General features: G+C 71.9%; 20 protein-coding genes. 15 read left to right on the top strand and 5 right to left on the bottom strand.

The features are described from left to right. Positions 1-97 precede the first annotated feature (97 nt). Positions 98-2098 (bottom strand): acetate--CoA ligase, encoded by a 2001-nt coding sequence (gene acs / locus ACWGE1_RS00710; protein WP_453418384.1) that lies wholly within the window; start codon positions 2096-2098, stop codon positions 98-100. A 160-nt stretch (positions 2099-2258) separates the two neighbouring features. Continuing rightward, a complete protein-coding gene (locus tag ACWGE1_RS00705) occupies positions 2259-4718 on the bottom strand; it encodes a SulP family inorganic anion transporter (RefSeq protein ID WP_453418383.1) in 2460 nt (819 codons plus the stop codon). Between the two features lie 235 nt (positions 4719-4953). On the opposite strand from ACWGE1_RS00705, the gene ACWGE1_RS00700 reads away from it, so the two are divergent. Beyond that, the gene (locus ACWGE1_RS00700) at positions 4954-6261 is read left to right on the top strand and encodes a hypothetical protein (protein ID WP_453418382.1); all 1308 of its coding nucleotides are present in this window, start codon (positions 4954-4956) and stop codon (positions 6259-6261) included. Here ACWGE1_RS00700 and ACWGE1_RS00695 read toward each other — a convergent pair. Further along, positions 6215-7237, bottom strand: coding sequence for an ATP-binding protein (locus tag ACWGE1_RS00695; RefSeq protein WP_453418381.1), 1023 nt, complete (start codon positions 7235-7237; stop codon positions 6215-6217). The genes ACWGE1_RS00700 and ACWGE1_RS00695 overlap by 47 nt on opposite strands. Before the next feature lie 109 nt (positions 7238-7346). Here ACWGE1_RS00695 and ACWGE1_RS00690 point away from each other — a divergent pair, with 109 nt between their 5' ends. Beyond that, the gene (locus tag ACWGE1_RS00690) at positions 7347-8168 is read left to right on the top strand and encodes an oxidoreductase (protein ID WP_453418380.1); all 822 of its coding nucleotides are present in this window, start codon (positions 7347-7349) and stop codon (positions 8166-8168) included. Positions 8169-8599: 431 nt separating this feature from the next. Here ACWGE1_RS00690 and ACWGE1_RS00685 read toward each other — a convergent pair whose 3' ends face one another. Next, positions 8600-9475: an HAD family hydrolase gene (locus tag ACWGE1_RS00685; protein WP_453418379.1), complete on the bottom strand. Its 876-nt coding sequence runs from the start codon at positions 9473-9475 to the stop codon at positions 8600-8602. A gap of 539 nt (positions 9476-10014) precedes the next feature. Between ACWGE1_RS00685 and ssd the strand changes: the two genes are divergently transcribed. Genes ssd through ACWGE1_RS00650 form a run of 7 tightly spaced genes read left to right on the top strand, consistent with a single transcriptional unit; the run spans position 10015 to position 14914 of the window. After that, positions 10015-11151, top strand: coding sequence for a septum site-determining protein Ssd (gene ssd, locus ACWGE1_RS00680; protein WP_453418378.1), 1137 nt, complete (start codon positions 10015-10017; stop codon positions 11149-11151). Then, entirely contained in the window at positions 11148-12296 is a 1149-nt protein-coding gene (locus tag ACWGE1_RS00675; RefSeq protein WP_453418377.1) for a TadA family conjugal transfer-associated ATPase, read from the top strand. The genes ssd and ACWGE1_RS00675 overlap by 4 nt, the downstream gene beginning before the upstream one ends. Further along, positions 12293-13177, top strand: a complete 885-nt coding sequence (locus ACWGE1_RS00670; protein WP_453418376.1) for a type II secretion system F family protein — start codon at positions 12293-12295, stop codon at positions 13175-13177. The genes ACWGE1_RS00675 and ACWGE1_RS00670 overlap by 4 nt, the downstream gene beginning before the upstream one ends. Continuing rightward, complete coding sequence (locus ACWGE1_RS00665) at positions 13177-13953, top strand: type II secretion system F family protein (protein ID WP_453418375.1); 777 nt, start codon at positions 13177-13179, stop codon at positions 13951-13953. The genes ACWGE1_RS00670 and ACWGE1_RS00665 overlap by 1 nt, the downstream gene beginning before the upstream one ends. 49 nt (positions 13954-14002) lie before the next feature. After that, positions 14003-14200: a DUF4244 domain-containing protein gene (locus ACWGE1_RS00660; RefSeq protein ID WP_355409974.1), complete on the top strand. Its 198-nt coding sequence runs from the start codon at positions 14003-14005 to the stop codon at positions 14198-14200. Then, positions 14187-14573, top strand: coding sequence for a TadE family type IV pilus minor pilin (locus ACWGE1_RS00655; RefSeq protein WP_453418374.1), 387 nt, complete (start codon positions 14187-14189; stop codon positions 14571-14573). Before ACWGE1_RS00660 ends, ACWGE1_RS00655 begins: the two co-directional genes overlap by 14 nt. Further along, the gene (locus ACWGE1_RS00650) at positions 14570-14914 is read left to right on the top strand and encodes an Rv3654c family TadE-like protein (RefSeq protein WP_453418373.1); all 345 of its coding nucleotides are present in this window, start codon (positions 14570-14572) and stop codon (positions 14912-14914) included. The genes ACWGE1_RS00655 and ACWGE1_RS00650 overlap by 4 nt, the downstream gene beginning before the upstream one ends. Before the next feature lie 88 nt (positions 14915-15002). On the opposite strand, the gene ACWGE1_RS00645 is transcribed toward ACWGE1_RS00650, so the two are convergent. Continuing rightward, complete coding sequence (locus ACWGE1_RS00645) at positions 15003-17474, bottom strand: DEAD/DEAH box helicase (protein ID WP_453418372.1); 2472 nt, start codon at positions 17472-17474, stop codon at positions 15003-15005. 70 nt (positions 17475-17544) lie between these two features. Here ACWGE1_RS00645 and bldG point away from each other — a divergent pair, with 70 nt between their 5' ends. The 6 genes from bldG to topA all read left to right on the top strand — a co-directional run bounded on the left by bldG (position 17545) and on the right by topA (position 26925). Continuing rightward, complete coding sequence (bldG, locus tag ACWGE1_RS00640) at positions 17545-17886, top strand: anti-sigma factor antagonist BldG (protein ID WP_008743037.1); 342 nt, start codon at positions 17545-17547, stop codon at positions 17884-17886. Between the two features lie 122 nt (positions 17887-18008). Continuing rightward, positions 18009-18449 carry an ATP-binding protein gene (locus tag ACWGE1_RS00635; RefSeq protein WP_453418371.1) on the top strand — a complete coding sequence of 147 codons (441 nt, stop codon included), beginning with the start codon at positions 18009-18011 and terminating at the stop codon, positions 18447-18449. Between the two features lie 267 nt (positions 18450-18716). Continuing rightward, positions 18717-21119 (top strand): sodium-translocating pyrophosphatase, encoded by a 2403-nt coding sequence (locus ACWGE1_RS00630; protein ID WP_453418370.1) that lies wholly within the window; start codon positions 18717-18719, stop codon positions 21117-21119. A 163-nt stretch (positions 21120-21282) separates the two neighbouring features. Further along, positions 21283-21843, top strand: coding sequence for a small secreted protein (locus ACWGE1_RS00625; protein ID WP_453418369.1), 561 nt, complete (start codon positions 21283-21285; stop codon positions 21841-21843). Between the two features lie 139 nt (positions 21844-21982). Further along, positions 21983-23497, top strand: coding sequence for a DUF7059 domain-containing protein (locus tag ACWGE1_RS00620; protein WP_453418368.1), 1515 nt, complete (start codon positions 21983-21985; stop codon positions 23495-23497). Positions 23498-24108: 611 nt separating this feature from the next. After that, positions 24109-26925: a type I DNA topoisomerase gene (topA, locus tag ACWGE1_RS00615; RefSeq protein WP_453418367.1), complete on the top strand. Its 2817-nt coding sequence runs from the start codon at positions 24109-24111 to the stop codon at positions 26923-26925. Positions 26926-26992 lie beyond the last annotated feature (67 nt).

Below are 26992 nucleotides of genomic sequence, written 5' to 3'. Positions count from 1 at the left end.
CAGGGTGCCCCTTTCGGTGTGTCCCGCGGTGTGTCCCGCGGTGTGTCCCGCGGTGTGTCGCGGGCCGGGTGCCCCCGGCCCGCGTCCTCAGTCCTCGCTAGTCCTCGCTGCCGGCGGCGGCCGGAAGCTTGCTCTGGATCAGGTGCATGACGGAGGAGTCGGCGAGCGTGGTGACGTCACCGACCGCACGGTCCTCCGCCACGTCGCGCAGCAGACGCCGCATGATCTTGCCGGAGCGGGTCTTCGGCAGCTCCTGGACCGGGACGATCCGCTTCGGCTTGGCGATCGGACCGAGGGTCGCCCCCACGTGGTTGCGGAGCTCCCCGACCAGGGTGTCGGTCTCGGAGGCGCTGCCGCGCAGGATGACGAAGGCCACGATGGCCTGGCCGGTGGTCTCGTCCTTGGCGCCGACGACCGCCGCCTCGGCGACCGAGGGGTGCGAGACGAGGGCCGACTCGACCTCGGTGGTCGAGATGTTGTGGCCGGAGACCAGCATGACGTCGTCCACCCGGCCGAGCAGCCAGATGTCGCCGTCATCGTCCTTCTTGGCGCCGTCGCCCGCGAAGTACTTGCCCTCGAAGCGCGACCAGTAGGTGTCGATGAACCGCTGGTCGTCGCCCCAGATGGTGCGCAGCATCGACGGCCACGGCTCGGTGAGGACCAGGTAGCCGCCCCCGCCGTTCGGGACCTCGTGCGCCTCGTCGTCCACGACGGTGGCCGAGATTCCGGGCAGGGCGCGCTGCGCGGAGCCCGGCTTGGTGGAGGTGACGCCCGGCAGCGGGGAGATCATCATCGCGCCGGTCTCGGTCTGCCACCAGGTGTCCACGATCGGGCAGCGGTCGCCGCCGATGTGCTTGCGGTACCAGATCCAGGCCTCGGGGTTGATCGGCTCGCCGACCGAGCCCAGCACGCGCAGGCTCGACAGGTCGAACTTCGCGGGGATGTCGTCGCCCCACTTCATGAACGTCCGGATGGCCGTGGGCGCGGTGTAGAGGATGGTGACGCCGTACTTCTGGATGACCTCCCAGAACCGGCCCTGATGCGGGGTGTCGGGAGTGCCCTCGTACATCACCTGGGTGGCGCCGTTCGCGAGCGGCCCGTAGACGATGTAGGAGTGCCCGGTCACCCAGCCGATGTCGGCGGTGCACCAGTAGACGTCGGTCTCCGGCTTCAGGTCGAAGACCGCGTGGTGGGTGTACGCGGCCTGCGTGAGGTAGCCGCCGGAGGTGTGCAGGATGCCCTTCGGCTTACCTGTGGTCCCCGAGGTGTAGAGGATGAAGAGCGGGTGCTCGGCATCGAACGGCTGCGGGGTGTGCTCGGCGGACTGCCGGCCGACCGCGTCGTGCCACCAGATGTCGCGGCCCTCGGTGAAGGCGGTGTCCTGGCCGGTGCGGCGCACGACGAGCACGTGCTCGACCTGCGGACACTTGGCGACGGCCTCGTCGATGGCGGGCTTCAGGGCGGTGGGCTTGCCGCGGCGGTAGCCGCCGTCCGCGGTGATGACCAGCTTGGCGTCGGCGTCCTGGATGCGGGAGGCGACGGCGTCGGCGGAGAAGCCGCCGAAGACCACGGAGTGCGCGGCGCCGACGCGGGCGCACGCGAGCATCGCGACGACCGCCTCGGGGATCATCGGCAGGTAGACGGCGACCCGGTCGCCGGCCTCGACGCCCAGCTCGGTCAGGGCGTTGGCGGCCCTGGAGACCTCGTCCTTGAGCTCGGCGTAGGTGATCGCACGGCTGTCGCCGGGCTCGCCCTCGAAGTGGATGGCGACGCGGTCGCCGTTGCCGGCCTCGACGTGGCGGTCCACGCAGTTGTACGCGACGTTCAGCCTGCCGTCCGCGAACCACTTCGCGAAGGGCGGGTTCGTCCAGTCGAGCGTCTCGGTCGGCTCGGTGGCCCAGGTCAGCCGCCGCGCCTGCTCGGCCCAGAAGCCCAGCCGGTCCGCGTCGGCCTGTGTGTACGCAGCCTCGGTCACATTGGCGGCGGCGGCCAGATCGGCGGGCGGTGCGAACCGCCGCTCCTCCTTGAGCAGATTGGCCAGGCTCTCATTGCTCACGACATCTCCCTTTCCCAGGGTGTCCGTTGTGTCCCCGGGCATAGCTCATCAGTCAGCGGCCCAGGTGACAAGGGGTAGCCGAGAATTGGTTTAGACCTATATCACGACTCGGTCCGCGCGAGAACGGAGTGCGAATGGCCCCACCCCGCTGCAGGGGGCGGGGAGGGGCCAAACGATTGCACGAATACGGGAGGGTATCGGTTCAGGCGTGCTGGCCCACCGTGTCGAAGACCCGGCAGTCGAAGAAGTCCTCGCCCTCGGACAGCAGATACGCCTGCGCCTCGCCCACGTGGAAGTACATCCCGTGCAGTTCCAGGGTGCCCTCGGCGAGCCTCCTCGCCACTGATTCGTGGGCCCGCAGGTGCTCCAGCTGCTGGACCACATTGGTCAGGCACAGCTGCTCCACGGCGTCCGCCGGGAGCCGGCCCGAGATCCGGGCCCATGCGTGGTGGCGGCTGGCCATCCGCTCCAGACTCGGCAGCCCGTGCTTCAGCCAGCGGCGCAGCGGGGTCACCGGGGTCCCGGGCGCGGAGCTGAGCAGCGCCTGCATGGCCCCGCAGCCCGAGTGCCCGCACACGGTGATGCTGTCCACCTGCAGTACGTCCACGGCGTACTCGATGGCCGCGGCGACGGAGTCGTCCGTGGACTCCGCGCCGGGCAGCGGGACCAGATTGCCGACATTGCGGACCGTGAACAGGTCGCCGGGGCCACTGGCCGTGATCATGCTGGTCACCAGACGGGAGTCGGCGCAGGTGAGGAAGAGCTGGGAGGGCCGCTGCCCCTCGCGCGCCAGCCGGGCCAGCTCGTCCCGCACGTGGGGCGCGGTGTCGCGCTGGAAGGCGCTGATCCCGTTGGCCAGTTGGCCCGCGCCGCGGCTCCGGGACGCGGGCGCGGCGGCCTTCTCCGCAGCGGCCTCCTCCGGCGCCCCGGCGGCCGCCGCGGCAGCCGCCGCCGCGGCCGCGGCGGTGATCGTACGGGTGCCCGCGGGACGGTGGTCGCAGTGGTTCTGCCACGGGGTCCAGGGCCGGCAGCACTGGTGAACCCCGCGCTGCGGTGCGCGGCGGGACCGGTCCGCGTGGTGGCCTCCGTCGGCCGGACCGGCCGTGTCGCCGCCACCGGCATCACCCGCCGTGTCGGCCCCGTCGGCGGGCTCGGATCCGGGCAGTCGCGCCGACGTTCCGGCGCGGCCGGTCACCTCCAGCGAGCCTCCGTGCGCCAGGTGGGACTCCTGCCAGTCGTGCAGCGTCTCGTAGGCCGCGTGGTCCATGAACGAGCCGTCCAGCTCGACCACCGCGTGCGTGTCGTGCGGAATCTGGTTCAGCACCCGGCTCAGCCGCGGCACGGCGAGGAAGGTCAACTGCCCGCGCGCCCGGACCTGGTGGGCCCCGCTGTCCAGTCGCTCCATGGTGATCCGGGTCCGGGTGAGCCGGTGCAGGGCCAGCGCCACGGCCACGGCGATGCCGATGGCCACGCCCTCCAGGACCCCGCCGAGCACCACGGCCACGATGGTCGTGCCGTAGACGAGGATCTCCCGGTGCCGGGTCACACTGCGCAGGTGCGTGATGTTGACCATCTGCACGCCGACGGCCATCACGAGGGCGGCCAGCGCGGCGAGCGGGATCAGGTCGAGGACCGGGACCAGCAGCCCGGCCGCGAGCAGTACCCAGAGGCCGTGCAGCATGGACGACTTCCGGCTGACCGCGCCGGACTTGACGTTCGCCACGCTGCGGACGGCCACGCCCGTGATGGGCAGCCCGCCCAGCGCCCCGGAGACGATGTTCGCCGCGCCCTGACCCCGCAGTTCCCGGTTGAGGTCGGCGCGCGGCGGGCGGTTGCCCGTACGCCGCTCGGAGGCGATCAGCTTGTCGGTCGCGACGGCGGAGAGCAGCGACTCCACGCTGCCGACCAGGGTGATGGTCAGTACCGCGGCGATGAGCCCGAGGACCGGACCCTCGGGCAGCTCGGGCAGGGCGTGGCTGCGCCAGGACGGCAGGTCCACCCGGGGCAGGCTGAGCCCGGCCAGTGCGGCGACGGCGGTGGCCGTGGCGACGGCGGCGAGCGCCGCGGGCACCCTGCGCAGGGCGCGGCCCGCCCTCCCGGGCAGCCGGGGCCAGCTGAGCAGGACGAGCAGGGTCAGCACGCTGACGCCGAGTGCGACCGGATGCAGATCGGCCAACTGGCCGGGCAGCCCCAGGACGTTGGCCACGGCATTGCTCTGGGGTGTGCCGCCGAGCACGATGTGCAGCTGGGCCAGCGCGATGGTCACGCCGATGCCCGCGAGCATGCCGTGCACGATGGCCGGGCTGACCATGAGCGCCGACCGGGCGGTGCGCAGGGCGGCGAGGCCGAGCTGGCACACGCCGGCGAGCACGGTGATGGCGCAGGTGGTGCGCCATCCGTAGCGCTGGATCAACTCGGCGGTGACCACCGTGAGTCCGGCGGCGGGCCCGCTCACCTGGAGCGGAGCGCCGCCGAGCCGTCCGGCGACGATCCCGCCGACCGCCGCGGCGACCAGCCCCGCCTGGAGCGGGGCGCCGGTGGCCAGGGCGATGCCGAGCGAGAGCGGCAGAGCGATCAGGAAGACGGCGATGGAGGCGGAGAGGTCCGAAGGGAGATCCTTGCGGATCTCCTGGGTCTTGCGCGTGAGGGAGGTGGCTGTCATGGGTTCCCGTCTCCTCTGGGGAGGGATGAAGCGGCGGGAGTCTCAACACTCGGTAAATGGATGGTAATGGAGAGTAAAGGCGAGCGGTGAATAATACGGGCAAATGACGTACGAATTAGCACTCAAGGGTGATTAAGCATTTTGTACGGCTTGTCATACCTTCTTCAAAGTCCATCGCATGGGACGTTGCGGCGCGGAAGTCCTGCGATGGAACTGCGAGGGAGAGGTGGGGCGGATGATCGCCGCCACGAAGAAGATCGCCGGCGGCCTGGTCGCCACGGCGCTGGTCCTGGGGGCCGCCGGGTGCAGCGCCTCGGAACCCGCCAAGTCCCCGGCTCCCGGGGCCCCGAACGGACTGAAGGGAGCCGCGGCGCCGGAGGCTCCCGGCAGCGTCAACCGGCCCATCGGCGACGGCTCGACCGCGTACACCGGCGCGCAGCCGAACGTGCAGAAGCCGCAGAAGCTGAAGCCCGGAGAAAAGCCGCCGCAGTTCGTGGTCTTCTCGTGGGACGGGGCCGGTGAGGACAGCCAGAAGCTCTTCTCCCACTTCCGCGAGGTCGGCAAGAAGTACAACGCCCGCATGACGTACTTCCTCAGCGGCGTCTACATGCTCCCTGAGGAGAAACGTTCCCTCTATACGGCTCCGCAGCACGCGCCCGGCCGCTCCGACATCGGCTTCGGCGATCTCCAGGGCATCAGGGACACCGCCACCCAGGTCCGCGCGGCCTGGCTGGAGGGCAACGAGATCGGCACCCACTTCAACGGACACTTCTGCGGCCCCGACGGCGGCGTCGGCACCTGGTCGGTGGAGGAGTGGAAGAGCGAGATCAACCAGGCCAAGGACTTCGTCAAGAGCTGGAAGACCAACTCGGGCCTGAAGGACCTGGAGGCGCTCCCCTTCAACTACGACAAGGAACTGATCGGCGCCCGCACGCCCTGCCTCGAAGGCCAGAAGAACTTCATGCTGGCGGCCAAGGACATGGGCTTCCGCTACGACTCCAGCGGCATCAGCAAGCAGATCTGGCCCAAGAAGACGGACGGGCTCTGGGACATCCCGCTCCAGCTGGTGCCCATGCCCGGGCGCGCCTTCGACACGCTGAGCATGGACTACAACTACATGGTCAACCAGTCCGGGACGACCTCGCAGGGCGACCCCTCGCAGCACGCGTACTGGGGCGAGCAGATGCGTGACGGCCTGCAGCAGGCCTTCGACCGCGTCTACCAGGGCAACCGTGCGCCGCTGATCATCGGCAACCACTTCGAGTCCTGGAACGGCGGCACCTACATGCGCGCCGTCGAGGACTCCATCAAGAACATGTGCACCCAGAAGGAGGTCCGCTGCGTCCCGTTCCGGGAGCTGGCGGACTGGCTGGACGCGCAGGACCCGAAGGCCCTGGAGTGGATGCGCACCCTCGACGTCGGCGAGACGCCGAAGGAGGGCTGGCAGAAGTTCCTGACCGCGGGGCCGCCGGCGGTGCCGGCCGCCCCCGCGGGCGTCAAGCCGGCTGCGGAGCCGGCCGAGGAGAGTGCGGACGAGGGCTGACGAGCACCTCGGCCCCCTCGCGCAGGACGAAATCGGGGTCGATCTGGTCCGCCAGGTCGACCCCGGTCTTGGCGTTGCCCCAGCTCTCGGCGTTCTTGAGGTGGAAGCTCACCATCTGCTCGGTGTACCGCGCCCAGTCGCGGTGCGCGTACGAGTCGTCGGCGGCGTCCTGCAGCTCCTGGAGGGCGAACCGGTTGGACGCCTCCAGCAGCTCGAAGGGGGCCGGGCGGCCCTTCTCCATCGCCCGCACCCAGTCCGAGTGCCCGACGGTGACCAGCAGGTCCTCGCCCACCTCGTCCTGGAGGAACTCGATGTCCTCGGGTCCCTGCACCTTGTTGCCGATGACCTTGAGCGCGACCCCGAAGTCCCGCGCGTACTCCTTGTACTGGCGGTAGACGGAGACGCCCTTGCGGGTCGGTTCGGCGACCAGGAAGGTCACGTCGAAGCGGGTGAACATGCCCGAGGCGAAGGAGTCCGAGCCGGCCGTCATGTCGACGACCACGTACTCGTCCGGGCCGTCGACGAGGTGGTTCAGGCAGAGCTCGACCGCTCCGACCTTGGAGTGGTAGCAGGCCACGCCCAGGTCGGCCTCGGTGAACGGCCCGGTGGCCATGAGCCGTACGGGCTCCCCGTCGAGCAGGAGCGTGCGCGCGCAGGCCTCGTAGACCGGGTTGTCCTCGGTGACGCGCAGCAGGCGCGAGCCGCGGCCGGGCGGGGTGGTCTTGATCATCGTGTCGGCGGACGCGATGCGCGGGTTGGAACCCCGCAGGTACTCCTTGATCAGGGGCAGGTGCGCGCCGAGGGCGGGCAGTTCGGCGGCCTCGTCCTCGGTGAGCCCGAGCGCGGCGCCCAGGTGCTGGTTGATGTCGGCGTCCACCGCGACGACGGGGGCTTCATTGGCGGCGAGGTGGCGGATGAAGAGGGAGGACAGGGTCGTCTTGCCGCTGCCGCCCTTTCCCACGAAAGCGATCTTCATGTTCACCAAGCGTAGTGGGTCCGTCGCAGGGTGTTGTCAAGGTGAGTGAAGAAGACCACTCCAAGGAGGGGTCGGTGCTACGGGGGCGCAGTGCGTAGGCTCCTTACTTATGAGTAGCGCTTCTGACCCGCTGGCCCCCCTGGCCGGGCTCCCGGGTGTCGCCGAGTCCGTGGATTCCGTACGCAAGGCCGTGGACCGGGTCTACGGGCACCGCGTGATGCGCCGCCGCAGCGGCGAGATCACCTCGGAGGCCGCCCTGCGCGGCGCCCGCGGGAGCGCGGCGCTGTCCGGGGCCGACTGGGCGCTGGAGGAGGTGCGCCGCCGGACCGACTTCGGCTCGGAGCCGGAGGCGCTGACGGTGGGCGCGGCGCTGCGGCTCACGGCCGAGGCCGGCCAGCTGCTGAGCATCTGGCGCCAGTCGCCGCTACGGGTCCTCGCGCGGCTGCACCTGGTGGCCTGCGGGTCGACGGCCGACGGTGATGTGGTGGGCCGCCCGCGGCTGGCGGGCGAGCCGGTGGTGGAGCCCCTGGTGGAACTCCCGCTGCCGGGCGCCGAGGAGGTCGCGGGCCGGCTGGACGGACTGTCCCGCCTGATCATCGCGGGCGGCTCCGCCCCGGCCCTGATCACGGCGGCCGTGGTGCACGGCGAGCTGCTGGCCCTGCGCCCGTTCGCCTCGTACAACGGGCTGGTCGCGCGGGCGGCCGAGCGGATCGTCCTGATCAACAGCGGTCTGGACCCGAAGGCGATCTGCCCGGCGGAGGTCGGCCACGCCGAACAGGGGAACGACGCCTACCTGGCGGCCTTCGAGGGCTATGTCTCCGGGACCGCGGAGGGGATGGCCGCCTGGATCGCGCACTGCGGGCGGGCGGTCGAGCTGGGTGTCCGCGAGTCGACGGCGGTCTGCGAAGCCCTGCAGCGCGGCGCGGCCTGAGCCCGTAGTCCGTTCGGCCGGTCCCGTCCGTTCGGTCCTGCGTCCGTTCGGCCCTGTGTCCGTTGCGGGCTTGCAGGCCCCGGACATGGGTTGCGGCGACACCGTCTTGCTTTGGTGTCGCCGCTGGCATTTACGCCCAGTTACCAAGCGTCCTCGATGTATGCCCATCAGGTCGGGGTCTTTGCCCGTTACCTGGTGCGGCTGGCCCGTAATCGACGGGTCGACGTCGCGTGGGTGCTCGGCGCTCATGCTTCGGTCCGTGGGCCTTACTGCGTTTTAAAGATGATCCTCTCGGATGTTCTTTGGTCTCGCGGGCCGTTGCTTTATTTGTACTCCGCTTCGGAGCCATGCGAAACCCCTGGCTCCATTTTTTACTTTCCGGGATGATCAAGGGCGAACCGGACAGCCCTTATCCCCGCAGGTCAGGACATTCAGCTGGAGGCGGCCGCGGCCAGCGCATGGGCGCGGCGGCGGCTCGCGTACCAGACGAGCCCGGCCGTGGCGGCTGCCGCGCCCACGGCCGCCGCGGCGACCAGGGCGGGCCGCGTCGGCATGGACAGCCCGGGAAGGCGCTGCTTCAGCCGCACGGGCCGGTTGAACACCAGGACCGGCCACTCGCGCGCCACGGCTTCCCGCCGCAGCGCCCGGTCGGGATTGACGGCGTGCGGGTGGCCGACCGCCTCCAGCATCGGGATGTCGGTGGCCGAGTCGCTGTAGGCGTAGCACCGGGTGAGGTCGTACCCCTCGGACTCCGCGAGTTCGCGTACGGCTTCCGCCTTGGTGGGTCCGTAGGCGTAGTACTCGATCTCACCGGTGAAGCAGCCGTCCTCGCCCACGACCATGCGGGTGGCGACGACCCGGTCCGCACCGAGCATCTCCCCGATGGGCTCGACGACTTCCGCGCCGGAGGTGGACACGATCACCACGTCGCGGCCCGCGGTGTGGTGGGCCTCGATCAGGGACGCGGCCTCGTCGTAGATGATCGGGTCGATGAGGTCGTGCAGGGTCTCGGCGACGATCTCCCGTACCTGCTGCACGTTCCACCCCTTGCAGAGGCCGGACAGGTACTCCCGCATCCGTTCCATCTGGTCGTGGTCGGCGCCGCCGGCCAGGAAGATGAACTGCGTGTACGCGGTGCGCAACACGGCCCGCCGGTTGATCAGGCCGCCTTGGTAGAAGGACTTGCTGAACGTCAAGGTGCTCGACTTCGCAATGACCGTCTTGTCCAGGTCGAAGAAGGCTGCGGTACGAGGCGAGGAGTGCGGCAAGGGCTGATTTTCCACGCCCCGAGCATATGCGCCCACCATTCGGCGTAAGGTGTGGCGCGTGGGTTTGCCTGAGAAGGCTCTCGGGTACACCATGGAAGTCACGGATCGTTCGCGACCGTGCTAACCCGGTCTGGCTCCTCCCCCCCCGAGTCGGACCGTGGGGACGACCCCCGCTCTCCCCCCCGGCGGGGGTCGTCGCATGTCCGGACGCGGTTCGCGTCCCTGCCTTCGGCCCCAAGCGACCATCCTCCGGCCCTTCCTCTTGTGTGGGGCCGGCGTGGCGAAGGCCCTCACCACATCAGACTCGTGACGGTGCGTAGTGGCTCCGCCGCACTCCGGAACTCACCTCTGAGGGTGACGGGGTTATTCACAATCGATGGGTTGTCCACAGTTATCCGGCAAGATCCACTTCTTTTTCCTGATCGCTGCACGGTGATTCCAGCCGTGAAGTCCGCGGCAGCTGGATTTGCAGCGAGAAGGAGGCGGAGATCGTGGCGCGATCGAAGTCGTATGAAACGCCGGAGTCCGTGGTCGCCGGAAGGGGGACGAGGGCCGGGGCGGGCGTCCACCCCCGTTCCGTGGCCGGATCCGCCCCCGGCGGCGGGCGGCCGCTGATCATCACCGAGGACCCACAGCTGCTCGACGACCTGCTGAGGCTGTGCGCCGCCGCGGGTGCCGAACCGCATGTGCACCACGCGCTCCCCGAGCAGGACGGGGCGGCCGGGGCGCTCGGGACGGGCGCCGGGGCGGAGGCGGGGCCGGGGGGTGTGGGATGGGAATCCGCTCCGCTCGTGCTGGTGGGCGACGACGCCGCCCGGCGGGTGCGAGGAGCGCCGCGCAGGGCCGGCGTGGTCCTCGTCGGCCGGGACCTGGACGACCCCCACGTGTGGCAGCGGGCCGTGGAGATCGGGGCCGAGGAGGTGCTGCGGCTCCCCGACGCCGAGAGCCGGCTCGTCGACCGCATCGCCGATGTCGTGGAGGGGGCCGGTCGGCCCGCCCTCGCCGTGGGGGTGATCGGCGGCAGCGGCGGCGCCGGCGCCTCCACCCTCGCCTGCGCGCTCGCCGTGCGGGCGGCCCGCGCCGGGGAGCGGACCATCCTCATCGACGGAGACCCGCTGGGCGGCGGCATGGACGTACTGCTCGGGGGCGAGCGTGCCGAAGGGTTGCGCTGGCCGGACTTCGCGGCCTCGCGCGGCCGGGTCGGCGCCGGAGCGCTGGAGGAGTCCCTGCCCGAGCTGCACGCGCTGCGGGTGCTCAGCTGGGACCGCGGGGACCGGGTGGTGGTGCCGCCCGCGGCGATCCGGTCGGTGGTGGCCGCCGCGCGCCGCCGGGGAGGGGTGGTCGTGGTCGACCTCCCCCGACGGGTCGACGAAGCCGTGGCCGAGGTGCTGGCGCAGCTCGACCTGGTGCTGATGGTGGTGCCGGGCGAACTGCGGTCGGTGGCGGCCGCCGGCCGGGTGGCGGCCGGGGTGCGGATGGTGGCCCGCGATGTGCGCGTCGTCGTACGGGGCCGCTGCCAGGCCGGCCTCGAACCGGAGTCCGTGGCCGGGCTGTTGGGGGCGCCGCTGGCCGGGGAGGTGCCGGTCGAGCTGGGGCTGCCCGGGCGGGTGGCCGAAGGGGAGCCGCCGGGGGCACAGGGGCGGAGCGCGCTGGCCCGCTTCTGCGACGGCTTCTGGCAGCGGGCCCTCGGCTCCGCCCAGGGGGTGCCGGCATGAGCGCGGTACTCCTGGACGCGGTGCGCCGGCGCCTCGCCGAGAGCGGGGCGGAGCCGACCCCGGCGCGGGTGGCGGCTGCCCTGCGGGCCCAGGGCAGGCTGCTCGGGGACGCCGAAGTGCTGGGTGTCGCAGACCAGTTACGGTCGGAGCTGGTCGGCGCGGGCCCGCTGGAGGCGCTGCTCGCCGATCCGGAGGTCACGGACGTGCTGGTGGCGGCTCCGGACCGGGTGTGGGTGGACCGGGGCGGCGGGCTGGAGCTGACCGGGGTGACCTTCACCGACGCCGAAGCCGTGCGCAGGCTCGCCCAGCGGCTGGCCGCCGTGGCCGGGCGGCGCCTCGACGACGCCCGGCCCTGGGTGGACGCCCGGATGCCCGACGGGACCCGGCTGCACGCCGTGCTGCCTCCGGTCTCGGTCGGCTCCGCCTGCCTCTCGCTGCGGGTGGTGCGGCCGCGGGCCTTCACGCTGGAGGAGCTCGTCGATGCGGGAACGCTGCCGCCCGGCGGGCACCGACTGCTCCGGGACATGATCGAGGCCAGGCTGTCGTTCCTCGTCTCCGGTGGCACGGGAACGGGCAAGACCACTTTGCTCAGCGCCCTGTTGGGCCTGGTCGGGCCCGGCGAGCGGATCGTGCTGGCCGAGGATTCGGCCGAGCTGCGCCCCGACCATCCGCATGTCGTGCGGCTGGAGAGCCGGCCGGCCAACCAGGAGGGGGCCGGCCTGGTCACCCTCGCGGACCTGGTCCGCCAGGCGCTGCGGATGCGGCCCGACCGGCTGGTGGTGGGCGAGGTGCGGGGCGCCGAGGTGGCCGACCTGCTCGCCGCCCTGAATACGGGGCACGAAGGAGGCTGCGGGACGGTTCATGCCAACGCGGCCGCCCATGTGCCGGCGCGGCTGGAGGCGCTCGGGACGGCCGCCGGACTCGATCGGGCCGCTCTGCACAGCCAGTTGGCCGCCGCGCTCACCCTGGTGCTCCACCTGGTGCGGGACCGGGCGGGACGGCGCCGACTGGCCGAGGTGCACGTGCTGGAGCGGGACGCCGCCGGGCTGGTGGTCACCGTACCGGCACTGCGCTGGGCCGCGCGGGGCTTCGTACGGGAGCGGGGCTGGGAACGGCTGCGCCCGCTGCTGCGAGGTGCCCGGTGAGCGCGGGGGCGGGGCTCCCGGTGCCGCTGTTCGCCGGTGTGTTGTGCGCCGGGGCGGCGGCCTGGGGGATCGCCGGGGGTGACCGGGTGTCCCGGCGGGCCCGGGTGCTGTTCGTCGCGGGCGGGCCGATCGTTCCGGTCGGGCCGCTGCGCCGGGAGCGGCTGCTGGCCGCCGTACGGATGCGGGCGGCGCGGTGGCGGGAGTGGGCCTGTCCCGGCGCCGGGCTGGTGCTCGCGGTGCTCGGCGGGTCGGTGATTCCGCTGTGTGCCGGGGCGGCCGCGGTCCCGCTCGTGCGGCGCTGGCTGCGGGTACGGGCGCGGGAGCGGGCCCGGGCGGAGCGGGCCGCCGAAGTGGTGGCCCTGTGCGGGGCGGTGGTGGGTGAGCTGCGGGCGGGGGCCCAGCCCGGCCAGGCCCTGACGGCGGCGATGCGGCGCACGGCCGTCGGGCCCGGCGGGCCGGGTGCGGCCGAGGCCGGGGTACTGGCCGCGGCGGCCTTCGGCGGTGACGTGGCGGACGCATTGCGCCAGGCCGCGCGGGAGCCCGGGGCGGACGGGCTGGCCGGGATGGCGGCCTGCTGGCGGGTTTCGGTGGACGGCGGCGCGGGACTGGCCGCCGGTCTGGAGCGGCTGGAGGGTGCCCTGCGGGCCGAGCGGGACCGGCAGCAGACGCTGCGGGCCCAGTTGGCGGGGGCGCGGTCGACGGTGGTGGTGCTCGCCCTGCTGCCGGTGGTGGGCCTGCTGATCGGCACCGGGCTGGGCGCGGATCCGCTGCGGGTGCTGCTGCACACCCCGATGGGGTGGGGGTGCCTTGTGGCGGGCGGCGTACTGGAGGCCCTGGGGCTGTTGTGGTGCCGGCGGATCGTCCGGGCGGGGGAGCAGTGATGGGCGGCCATGTCATCCACAGGCTGGGGATCGCCGTATGCCTGGCGGTGGTGGCGCTGTGGGCGGTGGGGGCGGTTGCCGCGCGGGTCCGGATGCGGGCCTCCCGGCGCAGGACCGCGGCCCTGATGGGCGTGGAACCAGGGCGGCGCGGGTCGGTGTTCGGTACCGCGGTGCGCGGTGTGATGGCCGTGTGGGCCGGTCCGGCCGGGGCGCTGCTGGCGGGCTGGGTGCTCGTCGGCGGAGTGACCGGTGCGGCGGTCGGTGGCCTGGCCGCGTTCGGCGTGCACCGGTGGCAGGCCGGCCCGCGGCCGCCGGCCGCTGCGGATCCCAAGGAGGCGGAGCGTCAGCTGCCGTTCGCAGCAGATCTGTTGGCCGCGTGTCTTGCGGCTGGGGCGGGCCCGGTGGAGGCCGCCGAGGTGGTGGGGGAGTCGCTGGGCGGACCAGTGGGCGAGCGGCTGGCGAGGGCCGGGGCCGAGCTGCGGCTCGGCGGCGAACCGGGCGCCGGGTGGGGGAGGTTGGCGGAGATACCCGGTGCCCGGGCGCTCGCGGAATGCCTGGAACGGGCCGCCCGGACGGGGGCGCCGGTGGCGGAACCGGTCTCCCGGCTCGCGTCCGGGCTCCGGGAGGACCGGGCCCGCAGGGCGGGAGCGAGGGCGCAACGGGCGGCGGTTCTCGTCACGGCGCCGGTGGGGCTGTGTTTTCTCCCCGCCTTTCTTGCGATCGGGGTCGCGCCGGTGGTGATCGGTATGGCCTCGGGACTTCTCTCGAACACCTGAAGTCACTTTGACCCCGGACATCAACAGCGGAAATCCACAGGAGGTTGTCATGAGGATCATCTGGTTTCGTGTGCGGACGGCACTGAGCGGGCGCGGGAGCGACGCGGGGATGTCCACTTCGGAATACGCCATGGGCACGATCGCGGCCTGTGCATTCGCGGCCGTCCTCTACAAGGTGGTGACGAGCGAAGTCGTCGCCACGGCCCTTCAGTCGACCATCGGAAAGGCCCTCGATGTGCCGTTCTGAGGGTGGGGCACGGGGCGGCCGGGGAAAGTCGGACCGGGGATATGTGACGGCGGAGGCGGCCCTGGTGATTCCGGCGCTGGTGCTGTTCGCGGCGCTGCTGGTGTGGGCGCTGATGGCGGCGGCCGCGCAGATCCGGTGCGTGGACGCGGCCCGGGCCGGTGCCCGGGCGGCGGCCAGGTCGGAGCCGGTGGACGTGGCGCAGGCGGCGGCCCGGGCGGCCGCCCCGCCCGGGGCGCGGGTGGAGCTGGAGCGGGTGGGTGACCTGTGGCGGGTCCGGGTGGCGGCGCCGGCGCCCGGGCCGGGCGGGCTGCCGGTACAGCTCGGCGCGCAGGCGGTGGCCCTGGCGGAGGACAGCGTGGGGCCGCCGCCGTGAGCCGGGACAGGGGTTCGGCCACGGTCTGGGCGGCGCTGGTGGCGACGGTGCTGGGTGCGGTGTTCGGCGGCGTGCTGCTGCTCGGCCAGGCCGTCGTGGCCCGCCACCGGGCGGCGGCGGCCGCGGACCTGGCGGCGCTCGCCGCGGCGGCCACCTGGGCCCACGGGCCGCAGACGGCGTGCGCGACGGCCCTGCGGGTGGCCCGGGCCCAGGGCGCAGCCCTGGGCGGGTGCCTCCTGCGGGGCGAGGTGGCCGAGGTCACCGCCCGGGTGGCGGCGGGCCCCTTCACGCCCGCGATCCGGGCCCGCGCGGGCCCGCCCGGGGAGCCTCCGGGCCGATGACCCCGGCCTGTACCCCGGCCTGTACCCCGGCCGGTGTCCCGGCGGGCGCCCGGGGTCCGGGCCGGCCGGGGCCGGGGGCAGGGATCCGTCAGGTCTCCGCGTCCGGGGCGGGTGGGGATGCGGAGAGAAGGCGGGTGAGGAGGCGGATGGCGCCGCGCTTGTGCAGGGGCTCGTTGCCGTTGCCGCACTTGGGGGACTGGATGCACGAAGGGCAGCCGGCCTCGCACTCGCAGGCGGCGATCGCGTCGCGGGTCGCCGTGAGCCAGGAGCGGGCGGTACCGAAGGCGCGCTCCGCGAAGCCGGCCCCGCCGGGGTGGCCGTCGTAGACGAAGACCGTGGGGAGGAGGGTGTCGGGATGCAGCGGCACGGAGACGCCGCCGATGTCCCAGCGGTCGCAGGTGGCGAAGAGCGGGAGCATGCCGATGGAGGCGTGTTCGGCGGCGTGCAGGGCGCCGCCGAGGATCTCCGGGTTGATCCGGGCCTCGTCGAGCTGGTCCTCGGTCACCGTCCACCACACGGCCCGGGTGCGCAGGGTGCGGGGCGGCAGGTCGAGCTTGGCCTCGCCCAGCACCTCGCCGGTGATCAGCTTGCGGCGCAGATAGGAGACGACCTGGTTGGTGACCTCGACGGAGCCGAAGCAGAGCCGGGCCGAGCCCCACGGGATCTCGGTCTCGGTCTCCAGGATGGAGATGGAGGTGGTGTCACGGGCCGTGGTGGAGAAGGGCGGGTCCGCCTGCTCCACGAGTGCGACGGAATCCTCCAGGTCCAGGTGGTTCACGAGATAGGTGCGGCCCTGGTGGAGGTGGACGGCCCCTTCGTGGACGGCGGTGTGGGCCGCCGACTCTTCGACCGTACCCAGCAGCCGGCCGGTCTGCGCCTCGACGATCTGCACCGGGCGGCCGCCGCCGCCCCGGATGTCGGTCAGGTCCGAGGCCCGTTCCCGGCGGGTCCAGTGCCAGGCGGTCGCCCGGCGGCGCAGCAGTTTCGCCGCTTCGAGCTGAGGAAGGAGGTCCTTGGCCGCCGGGCCGAAGAGTTCCAGGTCGGCGTCGGTCAGCGGCAGCTCCGCCGCCGCTGCGCACAGGTGGGGGGCGAGGACGTACGGGTTGTCGGGGTCCAGGACGGTGGCCTCCACCGGTTGGCGGAACAGCGCCTCGGGGTGGTGGACGAGATAGGTGTCCAGCGGGTCGTCCCGGGCGATCAGGACGGCCAGGGCGCCCTGGCCCGAGCGCCCCGCGCGGCCGGCCTGCTGCCACAGGGAGGCCCTCGTACCCGGGTAGCCGGTGATCAGGACGGCGTCCAGGCCCGAGACGTCCACGCCGAGCTCCAGGGCGGTCGTGGCGGCCAGCCCGAGCAGCTCTCCGGAGTGCAGGGCCCGCTCCAGGGCCCGGCGCTCCTCGGGGAGGTAGCCGCCCCGGTAGGCGGCCACCCGGCGGGCCAGCGACCGGTCGACCGACGCGAGCCGTTCCTGGGCGATCACGGAGATCAGCTCGGCGCCGCGCCGGGAGCGGACGAAGGCGACCGTACGGACCCCCTGGACCACCAGGTCGGTGAGCAGGTCGGCCGTCTCCGCGGTGGCCGTACGGCGTACGGGAGCGCCCTTCTCGCCCCGCAGCTCTGTGAGCAGCGGTGGCTCCCACAGGGCGAAGACCACCTCGCCCCGCGGTGAGGCGTCGTCGGTGATCTCGATCACCCGTACGCCGGTCAGCCGGGACGCGGCCGCGGCCGGGTCGCTCGCGGTGGCGGAGGCCAGCAGGAAGACCGGTTGCGCGCCGTAGCGGGCGCACAGCCGCCGCAGCCGGCGCAGGACCTGTGCCACGTGGGAGCCGAAGACCCCGCGGTAGGTGTGGCACTCGTCGATCACGACGTAACGCAGGGCCCGCAGGAAGGAGGACCAGCGCGGGTGGGCGGGCAGGATCCCGCGGTGCAGCATGTCGGGGTTGGTCAGGACGTAGTTCGCGTACTGGCGCACCCACTCGCGTTCCTCGACGGGCGTGTCCCCGTCGTAGACCGCGGGGCGTACGGCGTTGCCCAGCGGGGCGGCCAGTTCCCGTACGGCGCGCCGCTGGTCGGCCGCCAGGGCCTTGGTGGGGGCCAGGTACAGGGCGGTCGCGCCCCTGCCGTTCGGGGCCCCGGCGCCGTCCGCGAGGGCGGAGAGCACGGGTGCGAGGTAGGCCAGGGACTTGCCCGAGGCGGTGCCGGTGGCCACGACCACGGACGTTCCGTCGAGGGCGTGCTCGGCCGCCGCGGCCTGGTGTTCCCACGGATGGTCGATTCCGGCCGACTGGATCGCGGCTACGACGTCTGTTCGGATGCGGTCCGGCCAGACTGCATGACGACCCGCCCGAGGGGGCAAGTGCTCCGTATGGGTGATGCGCGCAGCACGGGAAGGCCCCCGTGACAGGCGGTCCAGGACCGTGTCGGGGGTGGGTCGAGGGTCCGCGGGTGCCGTGGGCCGTCCGGGACCGGATGTGTTGGCCATCGGAACCGAGTGTGTCACCGGCGTGCGGGACAATGGTCCGAAGGCGTCGTGCGCGCCTGCCGGTAAGTGATTGAATGCCATCGCGGCAGCCAATCCCTCATCTACCTTCGGGTGGGGGGGCGTCGCTCGATAGCAAGGTGCTGGAGGATCCGTGGACCTGTCCCTGTCGACTCGCACTGTCGGCGACCGTACGGTCGTGGAGGTCGGTGGCGAGATTGATGTGTATACCGCGCCCAAGCTGCGCGAGCAGTTGGTCGAGTTGGTGAACGACGGCAGCTACCACCTGGTTGTCGACATGGAGCGAGTGGACTTCCTCGACTCCACCGGCCTTGGTGTGCTCGTGGGAGGCCTCAAGCGTGTCCGTGCGCACGAGGGCTCGCTCCGTCTGGTGTGCAACCAGGAGCGCATCCTGAAGATCTTCCGGATCACCGGTCTGACCAAGGTGTTTCCGATCCACACCACTGTGGAAGACGCCGTCAACGCCACTGACTGACGGCTCCGGCCGGCTCCCCGCGGCCTCCGGGCGGCAGGGAGCCGACAAGGTGAGCGGGGGTACCGGGCCACGGGTGGCCCGGGCCCCTGTCAAGGCACGCCCGTAGTCCGAGGGGGACGCGCATGGCCACCGTTGAACTGCGCTTCAGCGCCCAGCCCGAACACGTCCGGACGGCCCGCCTGGTCGCGGCCGCCGTGGCACGCCGGGTCGGCGTGGAGGAAGCCGTCCTCGACGAGGTCCGCCTCGCCGTGGGTGAGGCATGTTCGCGTGCCGTCGGACTCCATCGGAGCAACGGGCTGACAGCGCCCGTCCGGGTGGTGCTGATCGAGGAGGACAAGGTGTTCTCCATCGAGGTCGGCGACGAGGTCCCCGGGCCCTCCGGCAGTGCGGCCGACGCCGTGCCCGGCATCACCGCCGTCCTGGAGTCCGACGGCGAGGCCGAGGACGAGATGGGCCTCGCGGTGATCAGCGGGCTCGTCGACGACGTCGAGGTGAGCAGTGGCGAATCGGGCGGAACGATCCGGATGAGCTGGCCCGTCGCCGGAGTCTCCGAGCTTCCCTGAGGTCCGTCGCGATCCGGAGGGCGTGCAATCCTTCGTATCTTCCGATCTTTATCAAGGCCCTGCTGAGCAGGGCCTTTTTCATTTCCCTAGATCATTGATCAGGCGTCAATGCCTTTGCCCCATTACCACTTTCGAGGGTAATGGAGTGACGCGATCTATTGCTGAGGAGCAAGAGCACGCCAATTGCGTTTCCTGCGCACTGTTTTGATCGGGGCGCGCTCCCTACAATCCGTCCACATCTTGAGCTCATCACGTCAAGGAGGACGAATGACGGGGCTCTTCACCCCTATCGCGCCCGATCGCACCACAGATCTGGCATCCGCAGTACTCACCGATGACAATCGGCTCATCGTGATCGTCATTGCGGCCGTGGCACTCGCCGCACTCGTCGTCGCGCAGATCCTGGTCCGCCAGGTCCTCGCCGCCGACGAGGGAACCGACAGCATGAAGAAGATCGCCGCGGCCGTCCAGGAAGGCGCCAACGCCTACCTCGGACGGCAGTTGCGCACGCTCGGCATCTTCGCCGTCGTGGTCTTCTTCCTGCTCTTCCTGCTCCCCGCCGACGACTGGGCGCAGCGGGGTGGGCGTTCCGCCTTCTTCCTCGTCGGCGCCCTCTTCTCGGCCGCCACCGGTTACATCGGCATGCGCCTCGCGGTCCGGGCCAACGTCCGTGTCGCCGCTGCTGCGCGCGAGGCCACCCCGGCCGAGGGGGAGCCGGCCAAGGACCTGACCGAGGTCTCCCACAAGGCGATGAAGATCGCCTTCCGTACGGGCGGCGTCGTCGGCATGTTCACCGTCGGCCTCGGCCTGCTCGGCGCCTCCTGCGTCGTCCTGGTCTACGCCGCCGACGCCCCCAAGGTCCTGGAGGGCTTCGGTCTCGGCGCCGCACTGATCGCGATGTTCATGCGCGTGGGCGGCGGAATCTTCACCAAGGCCGCCGACGTCGGCGCCGACCTGGTCGGCAAGGTCGAGCAGGGCATTCCGGAGGACGACCCGCGCAATGCCGCGACCATCGCCGACAACGTGGGCGACAACGTCGGAGACTGCGCCGGAATGGCGGCCGACCTCTTCGAGTCCTACGCCGTCACCCTGGTGGCCGCACTCATCCTCGGCAAGGCCGCCTTCGGCGACCTGGGCCTGGCCTTCCCGCTGATCGTCCCCGCGATCGGCGTCGTCACCGCGATGATCGGCATCTTCGCGGTCTCCCCGCGCCGCTCCGACCGCAGCGGCATGACCGCCATCAACCGCGGCTTCTTCATCTCCGCCGTGATCTCCCTGGTGATGGTCGCGATCGCCGTCTACGCCTACCTGCCGGCCACCTACAAGGAGCTCGTCGGAGTCGAGAACCCGGCGATCACCAACCACTCCGGTGACCCGCGCATCCTGGCCGTCGTCGCCGTCGCCATCGGCATCGTGCTCGCGGCCCTGATCCAGCAGCTGACCGGCTACTTCACCGAGACCAACCGGCGTCCCGTCCGGGACATCGGCAAGTCGTCCCTGACCGGTGCGGCCACCGTCGTCCTCGCCGGCATCTCGGTCGGCCTGGAGTCCGCCGTCTACACGGCGCTGCTCATCGGCCTCGGCGTCTACGGAGCGTTCCTGCTCGGCGGTACGTCGATCCTGCTCGCGCTCTTCGCGGTGGCCCTGGCCGGCACCGGCCTGCTCACCACCGTCGGCGTCATCGTCGCCATGGACACCTTCGGGCCCGTCTCCGACAACGCCCAGGGCATCGCCGAGATGTCCGGCGACGTCGAGGGCGCCGGTGCGCAGGTCCTGACCGACCTGGACGCCGTGGGCAACACCACCAAGGCCATCACCAAGGGCATCGCCATCGCCACGGCCGTGCTCGCCGCGGCGGCGCTGTTCGGCTCGTACAACGACGCGATCGCCACCGCGGTCAAGGAGGTCGGCGCCAAGGCCGGGGAGATGAACCTCAGCCTGGACATCGCACAGCCCAACAACCTCGTCGGGCTGATCCTGGGCGCCGCCGTCGTGTTCCTGTTCTCCGGCCTCGCCATCAACGCCGTCTCCCGCTCCGCGGGCGCCGTCGTCTACGAGGTGCGCCGCCAGTTCCGCGAGCACCCCGGGATCATGGACTACACCGAGAAGCCCGAGTACGGGCGCGTCGTCGACATCTGCACCAAGGACGCGCTGCGCGAGCTCGCCACGCCCGGTCTGCTCGCCGTGCTCACCCCCATCGCCGTGGGCTTCTCCCTCGGCGTGGGCGCGCTCGGGTCCTTCCTCGCCGGCGCCATCGGCACGGGCACGCTGATGGCGGTCTTCCTCGCCAATTCCGGCGGCGCCTGGGACAACGCGAAGAAGCTCGTCGAGGACGGCCACCACGGCGGCAAGGGCAGTGAGGCCCACGCCGCGGTCGTCATCGGCGACACGGTCGGCGACCCGTTCAAGGACACCGCCGGTCCCGCGATCAACCCGCTGCTCAAGGTCATGAACCTGGTGGCGCTGCTGATCGCCCCCGCCGTCGTGCAGTTCAGCTACGGCGCGGACAGCAGCCCGACCGTGCGGGCCATCGTCGCGGTCCTGTCGATCGGGGTCATCATCGCGGCGGTGTACATCTCCAAGCGCCGCGGCATCGCCGTCGGCGACGAGACCGAGGGCGGGGCCGCCGAGCGGGTGGCCCAGTCGGCCGACCCCGCGACGGTCTCCTGACCCGAGACCGGTCAGCGGTACGGGCAGGGCCGGGCAGGGCCGGCCGGTGCGCCCGAACGGCGGACGGGCGGCGCGGACTCACGCGCCGTCTGTCCGCCTTTGTGCGTCTCCGGAGGGCAACCGTGTATCTTCCGGGCCGAGAGCCTCCGAAGGGACCAATCCGGTGAACAAGAAGCTTGCGGCCACGCTGTCGGGTGGTGCGGTGCTGATGCTCGTCCTGTCCGGCTGCGGCGGCGACGAGACCGACCAGAAGGCCGGCTCCTGGGCCAAGAAGGTCTGTGACCAGTGGCAGCCCGAAATCAAGAAGATCGAGGACTCCAACGCCGAGATCAAGCGGGTCGCCTCGGAGAGCAGTAAGCCCGAGGAGGTCCAGAAGACCGATTCCGCGGCGTTCGGGACCATGGCCGAGTCGTACAAGGTGATGGGGGCCGCCCTGCAGTCGGCGGGCGTGCCACCGGTCAAGAACGGCGCCGCGACCCAGGCGGCGGCGGCCAAGGGCTTCGAGACGACCTCCAAGGGCTACGCCGACCTGAAGGCGAAGATGGACGCCCTCGACCCCCAGGACAAGGCGAAGTTCGCCGACGGGCTCAAGGAGGTCGCCGGCGGCCTCCAGGACGCGACGAAGGGCGGCCAGGACGTGATCGACCAGCTTCACGCGGGCGGCCTGGACAAGGCGCTCAACAGCCAGAAGGGCTGCCAGGTCGAGGCGCCCGCGCCCAAGTAGCGCGCTCGGCCCTCCGGGGCGGCGTTCAGCGGTACGTCGATGAGGGCGGCCGGGGTCCCGTACGGGGCCGCGGCCGCCCTTTCGTACCTCTGGGCCCGGTGTGACCGGCAGGACGGGTCCCAGCGGACACAATGGACGCGTGAGTAACACCAGCCTTCCCACGCCCGACCGCGCCGCCGAGCTCCGCGCAGCCCTGCTCGACGCCGGTTTCACCGCCGACGGGCTGCTCGACCTGCTCGGCGCCCCCGCCTACGCCGCGCTGGCCCGCAGCGAGACCGTGCCCGCCCTGCGCGCCACCCGCGGCCCGGGTGACGGAGCGCTCGCGAGCCTGGTCCGGCTGTTCCTGCTCCAGCAACCGGAGCCGTACGTGCACGCGGCGGAGGCCCTGCCCGTCGAGGCGGCCCTGGCCGACGGCTGGCTGCGGCTGGAGGGCGACGAGGTGCACGCCACCGTCGACGTGCGCCCGTACGGCGGTCCGGACGGCGAGGACTGGTTCATCGTCTCCGACCTGGGCTGCGCCGTCGGCGGGGCCGGCGGGATCGGCAGCCGCGAGGAGGGCGTGGTCCTCGGCGTCGGCGGCGCGTCCACCACTCTGGCCGGGATCACCGTCCGCACCCCGGTCGGCTCGGCCCTCGACGTCGGCACCGGATCCGGAATCCAGGCGCTGCACGCCTCCCGGCACGCCACCCGGGTCACCGCGACCGACGTCAACCCCAGGGCGCTGGACTTCACCCGTTTGACGCTGGCCCTGTCCGGAGCACCTGAGGCCGAGCTGCTCACCGGGTCGCTCTTCGAGCCGGTCGGCGAGGCCACGTACGACCTGATCGTGTCGAACCCGCCGTTCGTGATCTCCCCCGGCGCCCGGCTGACGTACCGGGACGGCGGCATGGGCGGCGACGACCTGTGCCGGACCCTGGTCCAGGAGGCGGGCGCGCGGCTCAACCCGGGCGGGTACGCGCAGTTCCTCGGCAACTGGCAGCACGTGGAGGGCGAGGACTGGCGCGACCGGCTCCGCTCCTGGGTGCCGCGCGGCTGTGATGCCTGGATCGTGCAGCGTGACGTGCAGGACGTGACGCAGTACGCGGAGCTCTGGCTGCGCGATGCGGGCGACCACCGGACCGACCCCGCCGAGTACACCCGGCGCTACGAGGACTGGCTGGACGAGTTCGAGGCCCGCGGGACCAAGTCCGTCGGCTTCGGATGGATCACCTTGCGCCGGACGGACGCGGCCGAGCCCTCGATCGTGGTCGAGGAGTGGCCGCACACGGTGGAGCAGCCGCTCGGCGAGGCCGTCACGGCCCACTTCGCCCGCCAGGACTACCTGCGGCAGCACGACGACGCGGCCCTGCTGGAGGCCCGTTTCGCACTGGCCGAGGAAGTGGTCCAGGAGCAGGTCGGCGCGCCCGGCGCGGAGGATCCGGAACATGTCGTGCTCCGGCAGAACCGCGGAATGAGGCGTGCCACCAAGGTCGACACGGTCGGCGCCGGCTTCGCCGGAGTGTGTGACGGCTCACTGAGCGCGGGCCGGATCCTGGACGCGATCGCGCAGCTGATGCAGGAGGACCCGGTCGTGCTGCGGGACCGCACCCCGGAGGCCATCCGGATGCTGGTCGAGCAGGGTTTCCTGGACCCCGTGACACGCCCGGCGCCGTAGTCGCCCCCAGGATGTAACCCGGGGTTCGCCCGCCGTATCCCCGGGGCTGCCAGTCTCCTGCGCAAGGGATCCGGGGGGATCCCGAGCGCGGCCCGGGGGCGAGGGGGAGCGGCGCGGAAAACGGTCCGGCGATCTTCGCGGAGGCCGTGTTCCCGCTGTTCGGGGCCGCTGTGCAGGCCTGGACGGGGGCGCGCACTCTTCCGCCGTGCGCCGGTGGCAGAGGACGTGCGCCCCGTCACGGTCGCAGCGCCGACCCCGCTCTTCGGCAGGGCGGCGCCGCCCCGGACCGGAACGCACCGCGCGGCCGGGGCACCGGGATCGCGGGGGCCCCGGCGGACCGGGGATCCGGCCGCCGATCCGCCCGCGAAAGCCGACGTTGGACCAGGTCCGGGACCAGGTGCGAAGGCGAGGCCAGACGGCCCTCCGGCCACCCTGCGCAGTGATCGGGAACGCCCCGGCGCGGCATCCGGGCGGCAGAAACGGCACTTGTCGGGTTACCGTTCGAGTGGCCGTTGCGGGCTTCTGCCGTTTGACACGGGGGCGGGTTGTACCGTCACACTCCGCAGCGTCGCCGTACTGCGACCGAGTGCCGACCGGAGAGAAGAGCCAAGTTGTCCCCGACTAGCGAGACCGCAAAGGGCGGCCGCCGACTCGTCATCGTCGAGTCCCCAGCCAAGGCGAAGACGATCAAGGGCTACCTCGGCCCCGGATACGTCGTCGAGGCGAGCGTCGGGCACATCCGCGACCTCCCCAGCGGCGCGGCCGAGGTTCCCGACAAGTACACCGGCGAGGTCCGCCGCCTCGGTGTGGACGTCGAGCACGACTTCGCGCCGATCTACGTGGTCAACGCGGACAAGAAGGCCCAGGTCAGGAAGCTCAAGGAGCTGCTGGCCGAGTCCGACGAACTCTTCCTCGCCACCGATGAGGACCGCGAGGGCGAAGCCATCGCGTGGCACCTTCAGGAAGTCCTCAAGCCCAAGGTCCCCGTCCACCGGATGGTCTTCCACGAGATCACCAAGGACGCGATCCGCGACGCCGTCGCCAACCCGCGCGAGCTGAACCAGCGCATGGTCGACGCCCAGGAGACCCGCCGCATCCTCGACCGCCTCTACGGCTACGAGGTCTCGCCGGTCCTGTGGAAGAAGGTCATGCCGAAGCTGTCGGCGGGCCGCGTGCAGTCGGTGGCCACCCGCCTCGTCGTCGAGCGGGAGCGCGAGCGCATCGCCTTCCGCACCGCCGAGTACTGGGACCTGACCGGAACCTTCTCCACCGGCCGGGCCGGCGACGCCTCCGACCCGTCCACGCTGGTCGCCCGCCTGAACACGGTGGACGGCAAGCGCGTCGCGCAGGGCCGCGACTTCGGCTCCAACGGGCAGCTCAAGAGCGAGGTGCTGCACCTCGACGAGGCGAACGCCCGGGCTCTGGCCGCCGCCCTGGCCGACACCTCGTTCGCCGTCCGGTCGGTCGAGTCCAAGCCGTACCGCCGTTCCCCGTACGCCCCCTTCCGTACGACGACGCTCCAGCAGGAGGCCTCGCGCAAGCTGGGCTTCGGTGCGAAGGCGACGATGCAGGTGGCCCAGAAGCTGTACGAGAACGGCTTCATCACCTACATGCGTACCGACTCCACCACGCTGTCCGACACCGCGGTGTCGGCGGCGCGGGCGCAGGTCACCCAGCTCTACGGGGCCGACTACCTGCCGGAGAAGCCGCGCGTCTACGCCGGCAAGGTCAAGAACGCGCAGGAGGCGCACGAGGCGATCCGTCCTTCGGGTGATCGTTTCCGCACTCCGGCCGAGACGGGTCTGACCGGCGACCAGTTCCGCCTGTACGAGCTGATCTGGAAGCGGACCGTCGCCTCCCAGATGAAGGACGCGGTCGGCAACAGCGTCACCGTGAAGATCGGCGGCCACGCCTCGGACGGGCGCGACGCCGAGTTCACCGCCTCCGGCAAGACGATCACCTTCCACGGCTTCATGAAGGCGTACGTCGAGGGCGCGGACGACCCGAACGCCGAGCTCGACGACCGCGAGAAGCGGCTGCCGCAGGTCGCGGAGGGCGACGCGCTCGCCGCCGAGGAGATCACGGCGGACGGGCACTCGACCAAGCCGCCGGCCCGCTACACCGAGGCCTCGCTGGTCAAGGAGCTCGAAGAGCGCGAGATCGGCCGTCCGTCGACGTACGCGTCGATCATCGGCACGATCCTCGACCGCGGATACGTCTTCAAGAAGGGCACGGCGCTCGTGCCGTCCTTCCTGTCGTTCGCCGTGGTGAACCTGCTGGAGACGCACTTCGGGCGGCTCGTCGACTACGACTTCACCGCCAAGATGGAGGACGACCTCGACCGCATCGCGCGGGGCGAGGCCCAGTCCGTGCCGTGGCTGAAGCGGTTCTACTTCGGCTCGGAGGACGCGACCGAGGTCGTGCCGGCCGACGGGGACCACCTCGGCGGTCTGAAGGAGCTGGTCACGGACCTCGGCGCGATCGACGCCCGGGAGATCTCCTCCTTCCCGGTCGGCGAGGGCATCGTGCTGCGCGTCGGCCGCTACGGGCCGTACGTGGAGCGCGGCGAGAAGGCCGAGGAGGGCCACCAGCGGGCCGACGTACCGACCGACATGGCTCCGGACGAGCTGACGGTCGCGTACGCGGAGGAGCTGCTCGCCGCGCCGAGCGGGGATTTCCAGCTCGGCAAGGACCCGGTCAGCGGCAACGAGATCGTCGCGAAGGCCGGCCGCTACGGGCCGTACGTGACGGAGATCCTGCCCGAGGGCACGCCGAAGACGGGCAAGAACGCGGTCAAGCCGCGGACGGCCTCGCTCTTCAAGTCGATGAGCCTGGACACGGTCACGCTCGACGACGCGCTGAAGCTGATGTCGCTGCCGCGCGTGGTCGGAGTGGACGCGGAGAACGTGGAGATCACGGCCCAGAACGGCCGCTACGGCCCGTACCTGAAGAAGGGCACGGACTCGCGGTCGCTGGAGACCGAGGACCAGCTCTTCTCGATCACGCTGGACGAGTCCCTCGCGATCTACGCGCAGCCCAAGCAGCGGGGCCGGGCCGCGGCCAAGCCGCCGCTGAAGGAGCTGGGCACGGACCCGGTCAGCGAGAAGCCGGTGGTGGTCAAGGACGGCCGCTTCGGCCCGTACGTGACGGACGGCGAGACGAACGCGACGCTGCGGCGGGACGACGACGTCGAGACGATCACGCCCGAGCGGGGCTACGAGCTCCTCGCGGAGAAGCGCGCGAAGGGCCCGGCCAAGAAGGTGGCGAAGAAGGCCCCCGCCAAGAAGGCCCCGGCCAAGAAGGCGACGGCGACCAAGGCCGCTGCCGCGAAGAAGACGACGACGGCCAAGAAGACCACCGCCAAGAAGACGGTGGCGAAGAAGGCCCCGGCCAAGAAGACGGCCGCCGCACCGGCCGCGGAAGAGTAGTCGAACCCGTCGTCGGCGGGGCTGATTTCGGCCCCGCCGGCGTCCGCGGCGCGGGGTCCGGGGCAGA

This window comes from Streptomyces sp. NPDC054932, assembly GCF_053610205.1.
Note: the sequence above shows the minus strand (reverse complement) of the source record. Positions and strands in the feature narration are given on the sequence as shown.